The 18026-nt window shown below is 52.8% G+C and carries 17 protein-coding genes and 1 rRNA gene; 15 read left to right on the top strand and 3 right to left on the bottom strand.

Annotated features, from left to right (window positions below; translation table 11 throughout):
• The first annotated feature begins 6 nt into the window (after positions 1-6).
• From ubiJ to tatD, 6 genes are all read left to right on the top strand, one after another.
• Complete coding sequence (ubiJ, locus tag BZK41_RS22210; protein WP_079939616.1) at positions 7-612, top strand: ubiquinone biosynthesis protein UbiJ; 606 nt, start codon at positions 7-9, stop codon at positions 610-612.
• Positions 609-2249, top strand: coding sequence for a ubiquinone biosynthesis regulatory protein kinase UbiB (gene ubiB / locus BZK41_RS22205; RefSeq protein ID WP_003828916.1), 1641 nt, complete (start codon positions 609-611; stop codon positions 2247-2249). Before ubiJ ends, ubiB begins: the two co-directional genes overlap by 4 nt.
• Before the next feature lie 78 nt (positions 2250-2327).
• Positions 2328-2582 carry a Sec-independent protein translocase subunit TatA gene (gene tatA / locus BZK41_RS22200; protein ID WP_003017888.1) on the top strand — a complete coding sequence of 85 codons (255 nt, stop codon included), beginning with the start codon at positions 2328-2330 and terminating at the stop codon, positions 2580-2582.
• Between the two features lie 3 nt (positions 2583-2585).
• Positions 2586-3134 carry a Sec-independent protein translocase protein TatB gene (tatB, locus tag BZK41_RS22195; protein ID WP_048227528.1) on the top strand — a complete coding sequence of 183 codons (549 nt, stop codon included), beginning with the start codon at positions 2586-2588 and terminating at the stop codon, positions 3132-3134.
• 2 nt (positions 3135-3136) lie between these two features.
• A complete protein-coding gene (gene tatC, locus BZK41_RS22190; RefSeq protein WP_016155142.1) occupies positions 3137-3928 on the top strand; it encodes a Sec-independent protein translocase subunit TatC in 792 nt (263 codons plus the stop codon).
• A gap of 41 nt (positions 3929-3969) precedes the next feature.
• Positions 3970-4752 (top strand): 3'-5' ssDNA/RNA exonuclease TatD, encoded by a 783-nt coding sequence (gene tatD / locus BZK41_RS22185; RefSeq protein ID WP_079939615.1) that lies wholly within the window; start codon positions 3970-3972, stop codon positions 4750-4752.
• Between the two features lie 5 nt (positions 4753-4757).
• On the opposite strand, the gene rfaH is transcribed toward tatD, so the two are convergent.
• Complete coding sequence (rfaH, locus tag BZK41_RS22180; RefSeq protein WP_043019003.1) at positions 4758-5246, bottom strand: transcription/translation regulatory transformer protein RfaH; 489 nt, start codon at positions 5244-5246, stop codon at positions 4758-4760.
• A 204-nt stretch (positions 5247-5450) separates the two neighbouring features.
• Between rfaH and ubiD the strand changes: the two genes are divergently transcribed.
• From ubiD to BZK41_RS22160, 4 genes are all read left to right on the top strand, one after another.
• Positions 5451-6944, top strand: a complete 1494-nt coding sequence (ubiD, locus tag BZK41_RS22175; protein ID WP_079939614.1) for a 4-hydroxy-3-polyprenylbenzoate decarboxylase — start codon at positions 5451-5453, stop codon at positions 6942-6944.
• A 40-nt stretch (positions 6945-6984) separates the two neighbouring features.
• Positions 6985-7686 carry an NAD(P)H-flavin reductase gene (gene fre, locus BZK41_RS22170; RefSeq protein WP_003828903.1) on the top strand — a complete coding sequence of 234 codons (702 nt, stop codon included), beginning with the start codon at positions 6985-6987 and terminating at the stop codon, positions 7684-7686.
• A 227-nt stretch (positions 7687-7913) separates the two neighbouring features.
• Positions 7914-8840, top strand: coding sequence for an ROK family protein (locus BZK41_RS22165; protein WP_079939613.1), 927 nt, complete (start codon positions 7914-7916; stop codon positions 8838-8840).
• Positions 8837-9817: a LacI family DNA-binding transcriptional regulator gene (locus BZK41_RS22160; protein ID WP_079939612.1), complete on the top strand. Its 981-nt coding sequence runs from the start codon at positions 8837-8839 to the stop codon at positions 9815-9817. The genes BZK41_RS22165 and BZK41_RS22160 overlap by 4 nt, the downstream gene beginning before the upstream one ends.
• Positions 9818-10031: 214 nt before the next feature.
• On the opposite strand, the gene fadA is transcribed toward BZK41_RS22160, so the two are convergent.
• Both fadA and fadB read right to left on the bottom strand, forming a co-directional pair.
• The gene (gene fadA / locus BZK41_RS22155; RefSeq protein WP_079939611.1) at positions 10032-11195 is read right to left on the bottom strand and encodes an acetyl-CoA C-acyltransferase FadA; all 1164 of its coding nucleotides are present in this window, start codon (positions 11193-11195) and stop codon (positions 10032-10034) included.
• Between the two features lie 9 nt (positions 11196-11204).
• Positions 11205-13394 (bottom strand): fatty acid oxidation complex subunit alpha FadB, encoded by a 2190-nt coding sequence (gene fadB / locus BZK41_RS22150; RefSeq protein WP_079939610.1) that lies wholly within the window; start codon positions 13392-13394, stop codon positions 11205-11207.
• 189 nt (positions 13395-13583) lie between these two features.
• On the opposite strand from fadB, the gene pepQ reads away from it, so the two are divergent.
• The 5 genes from pepQ to BZK41_RS22125 form a co-directional block, all read left to right on the top strand.
• A complete protein-coding gene (gene pepQ / locus BZK41_RS22145) occupies positions 13584-14915 on the top strand; it encodes a Xaa-Pro dipeptidase (RefSeq protein WP_079939609.1) in 1332 nt (443 codons plus the stop codon).
• Positions 14915-15529, top strand: a complete 615-nt coding sequence (locus BZK41_RS22140; RefSeq protein WP_003017851.1) for an IMPACT family protein — start codon at positions 14915-14917, stop codon at positions 15527-15529. Before pepQ ends, BZK41_RS22140 begins: the two co-directional genes overlap by 1 nt.
• Positions 15530-15567: 38 nt before the next feature.
• Positions 15568-17019, top strand: a complete 1452-nt coding sequence (gene trkH, locus BZK41_RS22135; protein WP_003017848.1) for a Trk system potassium transporter TrkH — start codon at positions 15568-15570, stop codon at positions 17017-17019.
• An 11-nt stretch (positions 17020-17030) separates the two neighbouring features.
• The gene (hemG, locus tag BZK41_RS22130; RefSeq protein ID WP_048237121.1) at positions 17031-17576 is read left to right on the top strand and encodes a menaquinone-dependent protoporphyrinogen IX dehydrogenase; all 546 of its coding nucleotides are present in this window, start codon (positions 17031-17033) and stop codon (positions 17574-17576) included.
• A 375-nt stretch (positions 17577-17951) separates the two neighbouring features.
• Positions 17952-18026: ribosomal RNA gene (locus BZK41_RS22125) — 16S ribosomal RNA — on the top strand; the annotation flags it as partial.

Raw genomic sequence — 18026 nt, 5'->3', positions numbered from 1 at the left:
GTGGGGATGCCTTTAAAACCCTTAGTAACCGCAGGCGTTGAAAATCTGCTCAACACCTTTCTGTACCGTTCTCCTGCGCTGAAGTCAGCCAGAACGCGTTTACAAGGTAAGGTGCTGCGTGTTGATCTCAAAGGATTTTCAACACCGTTAGTCCTGGTGTTTAGCGAGCGCCAGGTCGATGTGCTGGGGGCATGGGAAGGCGAAGCCGATTGCACCGTAATCACATATGCCAGTGTGTTACCGAAATTGCGTGACCGACAGCAACTCACCACGCTTATCCGCAGCGGTGAACTGGAAGTCCAGGGCGATATCCAGGTAGTACAGAACTTTGTTGCGCTAGCCGATCTGGCGGAGTTGGATCCTGCGGAACTGTTAGCACCCTATACCGGCGATATCGTCGCGGAAGGGGTCAGCAAAGTCTTGCGTGGCGGAGCGAAGTTCCTGTGCCATAACTTTCAGCGCCAGCAGCGCTATGTCGCCGAAGCGATCACCGAAGAGTGGCGCATGGCTCCTGGCCCACTAGAGGTTGCATGGTTTGTAGAAGAAACAGCAGCCGTTGAGCGCGCGGTTGAATCTCTGGCCAAACGGCTGGAAAAACTGGAGGCCAAATGACGCCAGGTGAAGTACGGCGCCTTTATTTCATCATTCGCACTTTTTTAAGCTACGGTCTTGATGAACTCATCCCCAAAATGCGAATCACGCTGCCGCTTCGGTTGTGGCGTTACTCGTTGTTCTGGATGCCCAACCGACATAAAGACAAACCGCTGGGAGAAAGGCTGAGACTGGCTTTACAGGAACTCGGCCCGGTGTGGATCAAGTTTGGGCAGATGCTCTCCACCCGTCGTGACCTTTTCCCTCCGCACATCGCCGATCAGCTTGCGCTATTGCAGGATCGGGTTGCCCCGTTCGATGGGCTTAGAGCGAAAAAACAAATCGAAGAGGCCATGGGCGGACTGCCCGTCGAGGAATGGTTTGATGATTTTGAAATCACTCCGCTGGCATCTGCGTCTGTTGCTCAGGTTCACACTGCGCGATTGAAATCGAATGGCAAAGAGGTAGTGATCAAAGTTATTCGCCCGGACATACTGCCGGTCATCAAAGCGGATTTAAAACTGATCTACCGCCTGGCTCGTTGGGTTCCTCGTCTGCTACCAGATGGGCGTCGCCTGCGACCAACAGAAGTTGTCCGTGAATATGAAAAAACGTTGATTGATGAGCTGAATTTGCTGCGTGAATCTGCGAACGCCATTCAGCTACGACGTAATTTTGAAGATAGCCCGATGCTGTACATCCCGGAAGTGTATTCCGACTATTGCAGTCAGAACATGATGGTGATGGAGCGCATTTACGGTATCCCGGTTTCAGATGTCACCACGCTTGAGAAGAACGGCACCAATATGAAACTGTTGGCCGAGCGTGGTGTTCAGGTCTTCTTTACTCAGGTATTTCGCGACAGCTTTTTCCATGCGGATATGCACCCCGGGAACATTTTTGTCAGTTATGAGCACCCTGAAAACCCGAAATACATTGGTATTGATTGTGGGATTGTGGGTTCTTTAAACAAAGAAGATAAGCGTTACCTGGCTGAAAACTTTATTGCGTTCTTTAACCGCGATTACCGCAAAGTTGCTGAACTGCACGTGGATTCTGGTTGGGTTCCGCCGGATACCAACGTAGAAGAGTTTGAATTCGCCATCCGTACCGTGTGCGAGCCGATTTTTGAAAAACCACTGGCGGAGATTTCCTTTGGTCACGTGCTGTTGAATCTGTTCAACACTGCGCGCCGCTTCAATATGGAAGTCCAGCCTCAACTGGTATTGCTCCAGAAGACGCTGCTGTACGTAGAAGGTGTCGGACGACAACTCTACCCGCAGTTAGATTTGTGGAAAACGGCTAAGCCATTCCTCGAATCCTGGATTAAAGATCAGGTCGGTATTCCGGCGCTCGTTAGGGCATTTAAAGAAAAAGCACCGTTCTGGGTCGAAAAAATGCCAGAAATACCTGAACTGGTGTATGACAGTTTGCGCCAGGGCAAATATTTACAGCACAGTGTTGATAAGATTGCCCGCGAGCTTCACGCGAATCATGTACGCCAGGGACAATCCCGTTATTTATTGGGCATTGGCGCAACATTGTTGCTAAGTGGAACATTCCTGCTGGTAAGCCGCCCTGAGTGGGGGCTTATGCCGGGCTGGTTAATGGCGGGAGGCGTCATAGCCTGGTTGATCGGCTGGCGCAAAATGCGCTGAATTTTTCATCGCCCAAGGCAGGTCGTGTAACGTATACTACGGTCTTATTAATTCATCATCTATGACAGAGGAACATGTATGGGTGGTATCAGTATTTGGCAGTTGTTGATCATTGCCGTCATCGTTGTACTGCTATTTGGCACCAAGAAACTCGGCTCCATCGGTTCCGATCTTGGCGCGTCGATTAAAGGCTTCAAAAAAGCGATGGGTGATGATGAGCCTAAGCAAGATAAAACCAGCCAGGACGCTGATTTTACAGCTAAATCCATCACCGATAAGCAAGGTGAAGTGAAAAAGGAAGACGCCAAAAGCCAAGATAAAGAGCAGGTATAATCCGTGTTTGATATCGGTTTTAGCGAACTGTTATTGGTGTTCGTGATCGGCCTCATTGTTCTGGGGCCGCAACGATTGCCTGTAGCGGTAAAAACGGTTGCTGGCTGGGTTCGCGCTTTGCGTTCCCTGGCAACTACTGTTCAGAATGAACTGACCCAGGAGCTTAAGCTTCAGGAGTTTCAGGACAGCCTGAAGAAAGTAGAGAAAGCGAGCCTGACAAATCTGACCCCGGAGCTGAAAGCGTCAATGGATGAGCTGCGTGAAGCGGCGGAATCGATGAAGCGTTCATACAGCGTGCACGATCCTGAGAAAGCGAGCGATGAAGCGCACACTATCCATAATCCGGTGGTGAAAGAAGGTGAAGCGCAGCGAGAAGGGGTCACCCCTGCCGCCGCTGAAAACCAGGCCAGTTCGCCGGAGCAAAAACCGGAATCCACGGGTGCTAAAACGCCAGAGCAGACGGAAAACACTTCCGCCACGTTGATGGATGCAGAAAAGAAAGCTGCCGCACCTGTTGTCGAATCCTCCCCCTCGTCGAGTGATAAACCGTAAACATGGCTGTAGAAGATACCCAACCGCTCATTACGCATCTTATCGAGCTGCGTAAGCGACTCCTGAACTGCATTATTGCGGTTATCGTGATCTTTCTGGCGTTGGTTTACTTTGCCAACGACATTTACCATATGGTTGCGGCACCGCTGATTAAACAGATGCCGCAGGGTGCAACGATGATCGCCACCGATGTGGCCTCTCCGTTCTTTACCCCTATAAAGTTAACCTTCATGGTGTCGCTGATCCTGTCAGCGCCAGTGATCCTCTACCAGGTATGGGCATTCATTGCGCCTGCTTTGTACAAACATGAACGTCGCCTGGTTGTGCCGCTGCTGGTCTCCAGCTCGTTGTTGTTCTACATCGGCATGGCATTCGCCTATTTTGTCGTCTTCCCGTTGGCGTTTGGTTTTCTGGCTAACACGGCTCCGCAAGGCGTGCAGGTATCGACGGACATTGCCAGCTATCTCAGCTTTGTAATGGCGCTATTTATGGCTTTCGGTGTCTCCTTTGAGGTCCCTGTCGCCATTGTGCTGCTATGCTGGATGGGCATTACGACGCCTGATGATTTACGCAAGAAACGCCCTTACGTTGTGGTGGGAGCATTCGTTGTCGGGATGTTACTGACCCCGCCAGATGTCTTCTCGCAAACGTTGTTGGCGATACCGATGTACTGCCTGTTTGAAGTGGGCGTTTTCTTCTCTCGTTTCTATGTCGGTAAGCGACGTACGCGAGATGAGGACAACGAGGCTGAAGAAGCAAAAGAAGCCGAAGCCACCGAGAAAACAGAAGAGTAAATTCAACCGCCCGTCAGGGCGGTTGTCATATGGGAGGTAGCATGTTTGATATTGGCGTTAATTTAACCAGTTCACAATTTGCGAAAGACAGGGATGATGTTGTGGCGCGCGCCTTTGCTGCGGGCGTAAACGGTATGCTTCTGACCGGAACAAACCTGCACGAAAGCCAGCAGGCGCTGAAGTTGGCGCAACATTATCCACATTGCTGGTCCACGGCTGGTGTGCATCCTCATGACAGTAGCCAATGGCAATCCTCAACGGAAGACGAGATTATCGCGCTGGCAAACCAGTCAGAGGTGGTCGCTATTGGCGAGTGCGGTCTGGATTTCAATCGCAATTTCTCCACCCCGCAGGAGCAGGAACGTGCTTTTGAGGCGCAGTTGCGCATTGCCGTTGAACTGCAGATGCCGATTTTCATGCATTGTCGGGATGCCCATGAGCGTTTCCTGACGCTGCTGGAGCCGTGGCTGGATAGCCTCCCAGGCGCGGTGCTGCACTGTTTTACCGGAACGCGGCAGGAGATGCAGGACTGTGTGGACCGAGGGCTTTATATTGGTATTACCGGCTGGGTCTGTGATGAGCGTCGTGGGATGGAACTGCGGGAACTGCTGCCGTTTATTCCGGTAGAAAGACTACTGATCGAAACTGATGCACCTTACCTACTTCCTCGCGACTTAACGCCTAAACCGACGTCACGGCGCAATGAACCGGCGCACCTGCCACATATTCTTGAGCGTATTGCCCACTGGCGCGGGGAAGATCCTCAATGGCTGTCAGCAACCATTGATGCTAACGTCCGAACTCTGTTCGAAGTGACCTTCTAAACGGCTTAAATTTTTCGAAAGCCGGTATTTTTCACGCTCTGCTTAATCTCTTTATTCAACAGGTTAAGCAGTAGCATGGAACGCGCTTCGCCATCCGGTTCGGTGAAGATCGCTTTTAGCCCCTCAAACGCCCCTTCAGTAATAATCACGCTGTCCCCTGGCTGAGGAGTTTGCGGGTCAACAATACCTTCAGGCTTGTAGATAGAAAGCTGGTGAATAACGGGGGAAGGGACGGTCGCAGGCGTCGCGCCAAAACGGACGAAATGGCTGACACCACGTGTGGCATTGATAGTGGTGGTGTGGATCACTTCCGGGTCGAACTCGACAAACATGTAATTAGGGAATAGTGGTTCACTGACTGTGGTACGTTTACCGCGCACTATTTTTTCCAGGGTGATCATAGGCGTCAGGCAGTTCACCGCCTGTCTTTCCAGGTGTTCCTGGGCTCGCTGAAGTTGCCCACGTTTGCAGTACAGTAAATACCAGGATTGCATAATAACTCTTATCCGCTTGTTCTGGGCGCCAGCATAGCAAAAGCCATACGTTAAGTTAATTATACCCGCCTCAACGCAGGCTGAAACCCAATGGGTATATACTCCCAGGGCTTATATGTATCGCCAGAGTTCACGCTAATTTAACAAAAATACAGCATCCCAATGATGAACGCCGTATAATGAAGCGCTTACGAAGAGGCCATAATGGACGCCATGAAATATCACGATTTACGCGACTTCCTGACGCTGCTTGAACAGCAGGGTGAGCTCAAACGCATTTCAATTGAGGTGGATCCCCACCTGGAGATTACTGAAATTGCCGATCGCACCCTGCGTGCCGGTGGGCCTGCGTTGCTGTTTGAGAATCCGAAAGGCTATTCAATGCCGGTGCTGTGTAACCTGTTTGGCACACCAAAGCGTGTTGCGATGGGAATGGGACAAGAAGATGTCTCGGCGCTACGAGAAGTCGGTAAATTGTTGGCGTTTTTGAAAGAGCCAGAGCCACCGAAAGGATTCCGCGATCTGTTTGATAAGCTGCCGCAGTTTAAGCAGGTGTTGAACATGCCGACTAAGCGGTTGCGCGGTGCACCTTGTCAGCAAAAAATCTACTCAGGCGATGACGTAGATTTAAACCGCATTCCGATTATGACCTGCTGGCCGGAAGATGCCGCGCCGCTGATTACCTGGGGACTCACCGTAACGCGTGGTCCGCATAAAGAGCGGCAGAATCTGGGCATCTATCGCCAGCAGCTGATTGGTAAAAACAAGCTTATAATGCGCTGGTTGTCCCATCGCGGCGGCGCGCTTGATTATCAGGAGTGGTGCGCAGCGCATCCGGGTGAACGTTTCCCGGTTTCAGTGGCGTTGGGGGCAGATCCTGCGACCATTCTGGGGGCCGTAACGCCCGTCCCTGATACATTATCCGAGTACGCATTTGCCGGGCTGTTGCGCGGTACCAAGACCGAAGTGGTTAAATGTATTTCCAACGACCTGGAAGTGCCTGCCAGCGCAGAAATCGTGCTGGAAGGGTATATCGAACCGGGTGAGCTGGCTCCGGAAGGGCCGTATGGCGATCATACCGGCTACTACAACGAAGTAGATAGCTTCCCGGTCTTTACCGTCACCCACATTACCCAGCGTGAAGATGCAATTTATCACTCTACCTATACCGGACGCCCGCCAGATGAACCTGCGGTGCTCGGCGTGGCGCTAAACGAAGTCTTCGTGCCTATTTTGCAAAAGCAGTTCCCGGAAATCGTCGATTTTTATCTGCCTCCGGAAGGCTGTTCATATCGTCTGGCCGTCGTGACGATGAAAAAACAGTACGCTGGCCATGCCAAACGCGTCATGATGGGTGTTTGGTCGTTTTTGCGCCAGTTTATGTACACCAAATTTGTTATTGTTTGCGATGATGACGTCAACGCACGCGACTGGAATGATGTGATTTGGGCAATTACTACCCGTATGGACCCTGCACGGGATACGGTACTGGTAGAGAATACGCCAATTGATTACCTGGACTTTGCCTCGCCGGTTTCCGGCCTTGGTTCAAAAATGGGGCTGGATGCCACAAATAAATGGCCGGGCGAAACCCAACGCGAATGGGGACGTCCGATTAAAAAAGATCCTGAAGTAACTGCGCGTATTGACGCAATTTGGGATGAACTGGCCATCTTTAATGACGGCAAAAGCGCCTGAGGCGCGATCGTTTTGCCTATTGATCCGACAGAGAGAGCGCATGACAACCTTAAGCTGTAAAGTGACCTCGGTAGAAGCTATCACTGACACCGTATATCGCGTTCGTTTAGTGCCAGACGCGGCGTTTTCCTTTCGTGCTGGCCAGTATTTAATGGTCGTGATGGACGAAAGGGATAAGCGTCCGTTCTCCATGGCATCAACGCCGGACGAGCAAGGATTCATTGAGCTGCACGTTGGCGCCTCTGAGCTAAATCTTTATGCCATGGCCGTGATGGACCGCATTCTGAAAGACCGGGAGATCAAGGTCGACATTCCGCATGGCGAAGCCTGGCTGCGTGACGAAGACGAGCGCCCGCTGATCCTGATTGCCGGTGGTACAGGGTTCTCTTATGTGCGTTCTATTCTGCTTACCGCGCTGGCGCGCAATCCAAATCGCGATATCACCATTTACTGGGGCGGGCGCGAAGAGAAGCATCTCTACGATCTCTCCGAGCTGGAAGCGCTGTCAGTGAATCACCCGAATCTGCGCGTTGAGCCAGTGGTGGAACAGCCTGAAGACGGCTGGCGTGGTCGTACGGGAACCGTGTTAACGGCAGTATTGCAGGATTACGGTACCCTGGCGGAGCATGATATCTACATCGCTGGTCGTTTCGAAATGGCCAAAATCGCGCGCGATCTGTTCTGTAATGAACGCAGTGCGCGTGAAGATCGCCTGTTTGGCGACGCTTTCGCGTTCATTTAAGCGCTGTGCGCCGGAGCCCTTCCGGCGCATCATCACCAACCTTACTTCTTCTAACGGGGTGCAAGCCCGGTCTCGTTGTTTCTCTTTTTCACCATATTTTTTAGTAAACATGTATTTTCTATCTATTCATCATAAAACTTAGCTTTTGTGACATGTCTCTTTTTGTTTAGTAAACAAAATTGGCAAACTAGACGCAATCAAATTGCGAGGTGCAAACGAGGAAAACCATGAGGCTCGGACTGGATATTGGCGGGACTAAAATCGAAGCAGTGGTGATTGATAACGCGGGTGAAATTGTTTACCGCGAGCGATGCGCGACACCAAAGCAGAGTTACGGTGATTTTTTCCAGGCCGTGACGGAGATGATTGCTAAGGCCAGACTGGCCGTTAATCAGCCTTTATCGGTTGGCGTTGGGGTGCCTGGCGCGGTGGATAGCGAAGGTTTGATTAAGAATTCGAACATCCTGGCGCTCAATCAGCAGGCCTTTGCTCAAGACCTTGAGCAAGCGTTAGGAATGCCCGTGCCGGTTACTAATGATGCCAACTGCTTTACTTTGTCAGAAGCGATGGACGGTAGTGGGCGTGGGCATAGCGTGGTATTTGGTGTGATTCTCGGTACCGGATGCGGTGGCGGAGTATGCATCGATAACCGGTTGATCTCCGGCCCCAACGCCTGTGCCGGAGAGTGGGGGCATAATGCATTGCCGCGCTACCACGAATCTCAGGACGGGGCTGGAGTGATGTGCTATTGCGGGCAGTTGAACTGTATTGAGAGCTTTATTTCCGGCAGCGGTCTGGAACGCCAGTACCTGAATCACACCGCGCAGCATGTGGGTGTTCCGCAAATTATGCAACGGGTAGAATCGGGTGATGCAGATGCCTGTTTGTTATGGGAACGCTATTGCGATCAACTGGCGCGCGCGTTGGCAAGCATTGTGAATACGCTCGATCCCGATGTTATCGTGCTAGGAGGAGGGGTATCCAATATCGATTTACTGTATTCGGGTTTGCAGGCGCGAGTGGCGCAGTATGTATTTGGTAAGCAGTGCCGCACACCGATCGTTCGGGCCCGCCACGGCGACAGCAGCGGTGTACGTGGTGCGGCCTGGCTGGGGGCACAACAAGCCATAGTAGAATCAATGAGAGTGAAATGACGAAACCTGTACGTATCAGAGATATTGCCGAAGCTTGTGGTGTCTCGGTTGGCGCTGTTTCCCGCGCCCTGAAAGGGCAGCCGGGGCTGCGTGAAGACACCCGGCTGCGCATTATTTCAGTGGCGCAGCAGCAGGGTTATGATTTTTCCCGTCTGCGCACTGACAAGATCAAACGCGTCCTGTTTTTGCTTCACCGCCAGCACAATATCAGCCGGGCATTGCCGTTTTATTCTCAACTACTGCTGGGGATAGAAGATAACTGTCGTGACCATGGTATTGCGCTGAGCTTTCTCTCCATTGGTCCAGGCGACGCGGTGAGTGAGCAAGTGCTGCTGCACCAGCCTGATGCGCTGATCTGTGCCGGATTTTTTGAGCCTGAATTACTTGGCTTGCTGCAACAGATGAAACTGCCGTTGGTGCTGGTGGATCTCTGGGCGCCGGGCTTGCCTTGCGTGAACCCGGATAACACCCAGGGCGGTTATCTGGCTACACAACATTTGATTGCACAAGGTCGCAGCCGTATTGCTTTTCTTGCCAGCACGCTTGCGCACTACAGCATCCGTCAGCGCGAGAAGGGCTACCGTCAGGCATTGTATGAAGCCCGTTTGCTGATGCCGCCAGAGTATGAAGCCATTGCGCCGCCGCTGCTGGATACCGAGCAATCTTTGGTGGAAGCGGTTAATGAATTGCTCAGTCTGCCAGAGCCGCCCGACGCTATTTTTGCCTATAACGATGCGGCAGCGCTGGTTGTGCAACGGGTGTGCGCGCAGCAGGGTATACGTATCCCGGAAGATCTCGCACTGGTTGGGTTTGATGATATCGATGCTGCGGCTTGGTCACATCCACCACTCACTACCATTGCGGTTGATAAACAACAATTGGGGCGTGAAGCGCTGCGTTTATTGCTGGAAGAAAATCAGGAAGAGAATCTGATGTTGCCGGTGCAATTAGTTGTACGCGCCAGTTCAGGGAAATAAAAAAACCCGCCCCTGACAGGCGGGAAGAACGGCAACTAAACTTTCTCTCTTCGCCATTGGCACCATAACTGTGTTGGCTGCGCTCATTCACCCGAATCACTTACTACACGTAAGCTCATCGGGGTTCATTCACTTGCCGCCTTGTTCTGGCACCAATGGCTTTGAGATAACATTTCGTAGGCCGGGCAAGCGAAGCGCCCCCGGCATGCTTTGATTAAACTCGCTCAAATACCGTAGCGATGCCCTGGCCTAACCCGATACACATCGTCGCCAGGCCAAACTGCACGTCTTTGCGTTCCATCAGATTGAGCAGGGTGGTGCTGATACGCGCCCCGGAGCAACCCAGCGGATGACCCAAAGCGATCGCTCCGCCGTTGAGGTTGATCTTCTCATCGATCTGCTCCATCAGCCCCAGATCTTTAATGCACGGCAGGATCTGAGCGGCAAAGGCTTCGTTCATCTCAAACAAGCCGATGTCGCTGGTGGAAAGTCCCGCTTTTTTCAGCGCGAGTTTTGAGGCCGGAACCGGACCATAACCCATAATTGACGGGTCACAGCCAACAACAGCCATCGAACGAATACGGGCACGTGGCGTCAGACCCAGCTCACGGGCGCGACTTTCGCTCATGACCAGCATCGCCGCAGCGCCGTCGGAGAGTGCGGAGGAGGTACCGGCAGTGACCGTTCCGCTAACCGGATCGAACGCCGGGCGCAGGGTGGAGAGCGCTTCAACGGTTGTTTCCGGGCGGATAACCTCATCGTAGTTAAACTGCTTCAGCACGCCGTCGGCATCATGGCCGCCGGTCGGGATGATTTCGTTTTTAAATGCACCAGACTGTGTTGCAGCCCAGGCACGAGCATGTGAACGTGCGGCGAAAGCATCCTGCATTTCACGGCTGATGCCATGCATACGCGAGAGCATTTCTGCAGTCAGACCCATCATTCCCGCGGCTTTTGCCACGTTGCGGCTCATGCCCGGATGGAAATCAACGCCGTGGCTCATTGGTACATGGCCCATGTGCTCCACGCCGCCAATCAGGCACGCCTGAGCATCGCCGGTCATGATCATGCGTGCCGCGTCGTGCAGCGCCTGCATTGATGAACCGCACAGGCGGTTGACCGTGACGGCCGGAACGGAGCGCGGAACTTCCGCCAGCAGCGCGGCGTTACGGGCGATGTTGAAACCCTGCTCCAGCGTTTGCTGCACACAGCCCCAGTAAATATCATCAAGCGCGGATGGCTCCAGCGCAGGATTTCGCGCCAGCAGGCTACGCATTAAGTGTGCGGAGAGATCTTCTGCCCGCACGTTACGAAACGCGCCCCCTTTCGAACGGCCCATTGGGGTACGGATCGCATCAACAATTACAACCTGTTCCATTGTGACTCCTTAAGCCGTTTTCAGGCTGCCAACCGGGCGGGCAGGCTCAACCTGGGGATAATACGGTTCGTTATGGCGCGCCTTATCACGCAGACCGGCCGGAACTTCATACAGCGCTCCGAGGTGTTGATACTGCTGGGCCATATCGAGATACTTCGCGCTGCCGAGCGTATCCAGCCAGCGGAACGCGCCGCCGTGGAACGGAGGGAAGCCCAGGCCATACACCAGCGCCATATCGGCTTCTGCCGGGCTGGCGATAATGCCTTCTTCCAGACAACGCACCACTTCGTTGACCATTGGGATCATCATGCGAGCGATAATCTCTTCATCACTGAAGTCGCGTTTCGGCTGGCTGACTTCTGCCAGCAGATCGTCAACGGTGGCATCCTCTTCTTTCTTCGGCTTGCCCTTGTTGTCTTCTTTATAACGCCAGAATCCAAGACCGTTTTTCTGTCCGAAACGGTTCGCATCAAACAGGGCGTCTATCGCGTCGCGATAATCTTTCTGCATTCGCTGAGGGAAGCCTGCAGACATCACTGCCTGCGCGTGATGCGCGGTATCAATTCCCACCACGTCCAGCAGATAAGCCGGGCCCATCGGCCAGCCAAACTGTTTTTCCATGACTTTGTCGACTTTGCGGAAATCCGCCCCGTCGCGCAGCAGCTGGCTGAAACCGGCAAAATACGGGAACAGCACGCGGTTCACGAAGAAACCGGGGCAGTCGTTGACCACAATTGGCGTTTTGCCCATCTGGCTTGCCCACGCGACAACTTTGGCGATGGTTTCATCCGAGCTTTTTTCGCCGCGAATGATCTCAACCAGTGGCATGCGGTGTACTGGGTTAAAGAAGTGCATCCCACAGAAGTTTTCCGGGCGCTTGAGCGCGCTGGCCAGCTCGTTGATTGGGATGGTAGAGGTATTCGACGCCAGTACGGTGTCCGGGCGTACCTGATCTTCGGTTTCCGCCAGTACCGCTTTTTTCACTTTCGGGTTTTCCACGACAGCTTCAACCACCACGTCCACACGCTCAAAACCGCTATAGTCGAGGGTTGGATGAATAGTAGAAATCACGCCCGCCATTTTCAGACCGTCAATTTTGCCGCGCTCAAGCTGTTTGTTCAGCAGCTTGGCCGCTTCGGTCATGCCCAGCGTTAATGATTTGTCGTTGATATCTTTCATGACAACCGGCACGCCTTTCCAGGCCGACTGGTAAGCGATGCCGCCACCCATAATGCCTGCGCCCAGCACAGCCGCTTGCTTCGGTGCTTCAATATTTTTGGTGAGCTTTTTGGCTTTGGCTTTCACGAACTGATCGTTAAGGAAGATCCCAACCAGCGCGCGAGCTTCACTGGTGTGCGCCAGTGGAACAAAGCTTTTATTTTCCAGATTCAGCGCTTCTTCACGGCCAAAACGGGCCGCTGCTTCAATGGTTTTTACCGCGGTAATCGGCGCGGGATAATGCTTACCTGCCGTCTGTGCCACCATGCCTTTAGCGATGGTAAAGCTCATAGCCGCTTCAATTTTGCTGAGTTTCAACGGCTCCAGCTTCGGCTGACGTTTGGCCTTCCAGTCGAGGTCGCCGCTAATCGCCTGACGTAATACCGCGATCGCGCCATCAAGCAGTTTGTCTTGTTTCACTACGCCATCGACCAGGCCAATTTTTAGAGCCTGCTCAGCACCAACATCTTTGCCTGCCGCAATAATTTCCAGCGCGCTGTCCGCACCCAGCATACGTGGCATACGAACGGAGCCGCCAAAGCCCGGCATAATGCCCAGCTTGGTTTCCGGCAAGCCAATGCGCAGGTCCGGCGTTGCCAGACGATAATCGGTTGCCAGAACACACTCGCAGCCGCCGCCCAGCGCATAGCCGTTTACCGCTGAGAGGGTCGGAACAGGCAGATCTTCGAGGCGATTAAAGACGCTGTTGGCAAAATGCAGCCACTGGCTCAGTTGCTCTTCCGGCACGAGGAACAGTGAAAGGAATTCGGTGATATCGGCGCCAACAATAAAGGCTGCTTTGTTAGAACGCAGCAGCAGCCCTTTTAAATTCGGTTGTTTTTCCAGCACATCAAGCGCATGGCCCAGGCTGGCAACGGTGGCCGTGTCGAGTTTATTGACCGAACCAGGGGCATCGAACACCAGTTCGGCGATGCCATCTTCCAGCCAGTCTAGGTACAGGGTGTCGCCTTTGTAAAGCATGTCAGTCTCCTGAATCCGCAAGGTGATCTGGTCATACCAGATGAATCGAAGTGTGTGTTTTATGTTAATAAAATGCAAATGAATGATTAAAGAAATGACGATTTGATCACGCTCGGCAGAAATCACGCACTCACAAAGCGATGTGCTAAGATGCGGAGACTTGAGGTCAAAAAAACAGAAGGATAGAAAATGGAATCACTGGCCGCACTCTATAAAAATCATATCGTTACCTTACAAGAACGGACACGCGACGCGCTGGAGCGCTTCAAGCTGGATGCGTTACTTATTCACTCAGGCGAGCTTGTTAACGTCTTTCTCGACGATCATCCGTACCCGTTTAAGGTCAATCCGCAATTCAAAGCCTGGGTGCCTGTCACGCAGGTTCCTAACTGCTGGTTGCTGGTGGATGGCGTAAACAAGCCGAAACTGTGGTTCTACCTGCCGGTCGATTACTGGCACAACGTTGAGCCGCTACCCACCTCTTTCTGGACGGAAGAAATTGAGATCATCGCGCTGCCGAAAGCGGATGGTATCGGTAGCCAACTGCCTGCTGCTCGCGGCAATATCGGTTACATCGGCCCGGTTCCAGAACGTGCCCTGCAGCTGGACATCACGGCCAGCAACATCAACCCGAAAGGGGTGATCGACTACCTGCATTATTACCGCGCCTATAAAACGGACTACGAACTGGCCTGTATGCGCGAAGCGCAGAAAATGGCGGTAAATGGACACCGTGCAGCGGAAGAAGCGTTCCGTTCGGGAATGAGCGAGTTTGACATCAACCTCGCTTACCTGACTGCGACCGGTCACCGCGACACCGACGTGCCATACAGCAACATCGTTGCGCTTAACGAGCATGCTTCGGTTCTTCATTACACCAAGCTGGATCATCAGGCGCCGTCTGAAATCCGCAGCTTCCTGCTCGACGCTGGTGCGGAATACAACGGCTATGCAGCAGACCTGACGCGTACCTGGTCGGCGAAAAGCGATAACGACTATGCGCATCTGGTGAAAGACGTTAACGACGAAGAGCTGGCGCTGATTGCCACCATGAAAGCAGGCACCAGCTACGTGGATTATCACATTCAGTTCCATCAGCGTATCGCGAAGCTGCTGCGTAAGCATCAAATCATCACCGATATGAGTGAAGAGGCGATGGTGGAAAACGATCTTACCGGGCCGTTTATGCCGCACGGCATCGGTCACCCGCTGGGCCTGCAGGTTCATGATGTCGCTGGCTTTATGCAGGACGACAGCGGTACCCATATGGCCGCGCCGTCGAAGTATCCTTACCTGCGTTGCACCCGCGTACTGCAACCGGGCATGGTTCTGACCATCGAACCGGGCATTTACTTCATTGAATCTCTGCTGGCACCGTGGCGTGAAGGGCAATTCAGCAAACACTTCAACTGGCAGAAAATTGAAGCCCTGAAACCGTTCGGCGGTATTCGTATTGAAGACAACGTGGTGGTCCACGAAAACAATATCGAAAACATGACGCGGGATTTGAAACTGGCGTAATGGACAGTTGGTTAATCCCTGCGGCGCCGGTTAGCGTCGTTGAAGAGATCAAAAAAAGCCGCTTCATTACGCTGCTCGCCCATACGGACGGCGTAGAAGCGGCAAAGGCGTTTGTTGAGTCAGTCAAAGCGGAACACCCGGACGCCCGCCACCATTGCGTGGCGTGGGTGGCGGGTGCGCCCAATGACTCGCAGCAGCTGGGATTTTCAGACGATGGCGAACCGGCGGGTACGGCAGGTAAACCGATGCTCGCGCAGCTGATGGGGAGCGGCGTCGGCGAGATTACCGCTGTAGTCGTGCGTTACTACGGCGGTATCCTTCTCGGTACTGGAGGATTGGTAAAAGCCTACGGTGGCGGTGTGAATCAGGCGTTGCGCCAGTTAACGACACAGCGCAAGACGCCATTAACCGAATATACTTTGCAGTGTGAGTACGGTCAGCTGGCAGGCATTGAAGCCTTGCTGGGGCAGTTTGACGGTAAAGTCGTTGCCAGTGATTACCAGGCTTTTGTTCGGCTCAGGGTGGCGCTTCCTTTTGCCAAAGTGGATGAGTTTTCGGCAAAACTGGCGGATTTTAGTCGTGGTTCATTGCAATTGTTAGCGATTGAAGAATAATCCCCACCTCATTTTAAAGAACTAAGGAAGCGGCAGAGATGCATTTTCGCGCCATCACCCGAATCGTTGGACTACTGGTCATCTTATTCTCGGGGACAATGATTATCCCTGGACTGGTAGCGCTCATCTACCGCGATGGGGCAGGGCGTGCATTCACCCAAACTTTCTTCGTTGCTCTGGCGATCGGCTCCATGCTGTGGTGGCCAAACCGTAAAGAGAAGGGCGAGCTGAAATCGCGCGAAGGATTTCTGATTGTCGTTTTGTTCTGGACCGTTCTGGGCAGCGTGGGTGCGCTACCGTTCATCTTTGCGGAAAGCCCTAACCTGACGATAACCGACGCTTTTTTTGAATCCTTTTCCGGATTGACCACTACAGGTGCGACGACGCTGGTGGGGCTGGATTCATTGCCACACGCGATTCTCTTTTATCGCCAGATGCTGCAATGGTTCGGCGGGATGGGGATCATCGTGCTGGCGGTGGCTATCCTGCCTATTCTTGGCGTGGGTGGGATGCAGCTCTATCGTGCAGAAATGCCGGGGCCGCTGAAAGATAATAAGATGCGCCCGCGTATTGCCGAAACGGCGAAAACGCTGTGGCTTATCTATGTATTGCTGACGGTGGCGTGCGCGCTGGCGCTATGGTTTGCCGGGATGCCCGCGTTTGACGCCATTGGGCACAGTTTTGCCACGATCGCCATCGGTGGTTTTTCCACACACGATGCCAGCGTGGGGTATTTCGACAGCCCCACAATTAACACCATCATTGCTATCTTCTTGCTGATCTCCGGTTGTAACTATGGTCTGCACTTCTCTTTATTAAGTGGGCGTAGTCTGAAGGTTTACTGGCGCGATCCGGAATTCCGCATGTTTATCGGCGTGCAGTTGACGCTGGTGGCAGTCTGTACGTTGGTGCTGTGGATACACAATACCTATGGCTCGGCGCTCACGACGATCAACCAGGCCTTTTTCCAGGTGGTATCGATGGCGACGACAGCCGGGTTTACCACGGATAGTATTGCCCGCTGGCCGCTGTTCCTGCCAGTGCTGTTGCTGTGTTCTGCTTTTATCGGCGGCTGTGCCGGGTCGACGGGCGGTGGTCTGAAGGTGATTCGTATCCTGCTGCTGTTTAAGCAGGGTAACCGCGAATTGAAACGACTGGTCCATCCGAATGCGGTTTACAGTATCAAACTGGGTAACCGTGCGTTGCCGGAGCGAATCCTTGAAGCAGTGTGGGGATTTTTCTCTGCCTATGCGTTGGTCTTTATTATCAGTATGCTGGCGATTATTGCGACCGGTGTTGATGACTTCTCCGCGTTTGCCTCCGTTGTGGCAACGTTGAATAACCTGGGGCCTGGACTGGGGGTTGTTGCCGACAACTTTGCCAGTATGAACCCTGTGGCAAAGTGGATCCTGATAGCCAATATGCTGTTTGGTCGTCTGGAGGTCTTTACTCTGCTGGTGCTCTTTACCCCTACCTTCTGGCGTGAATAATGGAGTAACACGTGAAAACACTGATTCTTTTTTCTTCCCGGGACGGACAAACGCGTGAAATCGCTGAATATCTGGCTTCTGAACTCAAAGAGCTGGGCGTTTGGGCAGATGTTGTTAATTTGCATCGTACCGCGGAGCCGGACTGGCAAAATTATGACAGCGTGGTGATTGGTGCCTCGATTCGCTATGGTCATTACCATGCTGCTTTTCAGGAGTTTGTGAAAAAGCATGCCACACGGCTGAATTCGATGCCGAGTGCGTTCTACTCCGTAAACCTCGTTGCTCGTAAACCGGAGAAACGTACGCCGCAAACCAACAGCTATGCGCGTAAGTTTCTGATGAGTTCGCCGTGGCGACCAGACCACAGTGCAGTCATTGCGGGTGCTTTACGGTATCCCCGCTATCGCTGGTATGACCGCGTTATGATCCAACTGATAATGAAGATGTCAGGCGGTGAAACAGATACGAATAAAGAAGTGGTGTATACCGATTGGGAACAGGTTGCGAGATTCGCGCGGGAAATCGCCCAATTAACCAACAAAGCGTTGTTAAAATAAGCGCAAAGAATAAAAAATACGCACTCGGAAGATTATTTTAAATTTCCCCTTGTCAGCCTGAAATAACTCCCTATAATGCGCCTCCACTGACACGGAACAACGGATTACAAGCCGCCGGGTCAGCGGGGTTCCACTGAGAACTTCGGCGAAGGAAGCGAAATTAAATGCTTGACTTCGTAGCGGGATGGCGTAATATGCACACCCCGCGCCGCTGAGAAAAAGCGAAGCGGCACTGCTCTTTAACAATTTATCAGACAATCTGTGTGGGCACTCGAAGATACGGATTCTTAACGTCGCAAGACGAAAAATGAATACCAAGTCTCTGAGTGAACATACGTAATTCATTACGAAGTTTAATTCACGAGCATCAAACTTAAATTGAAGAGTTTGATCATGGCTCAGATTGAACGCTGGCGGCAGGCCTAACACATGCAAGTCGAACGGTAGCAC

It is taken from the genome of Citrobacter sp. A316, from assembly GCF_002042945.1.
GTDB classification, from domain to species: Bacteria; Pseudomonadota; Gammaproteobacteria; order Enterobacterales; family Enterobacteriaceae; genus Citrobacter; species Citrobacter portucalensis.
The sequence above is the reverse complement of the archived record's forward strand: the minus strand, read 5'-3'. Positions and strand labels throughout refer to the sequence as shown.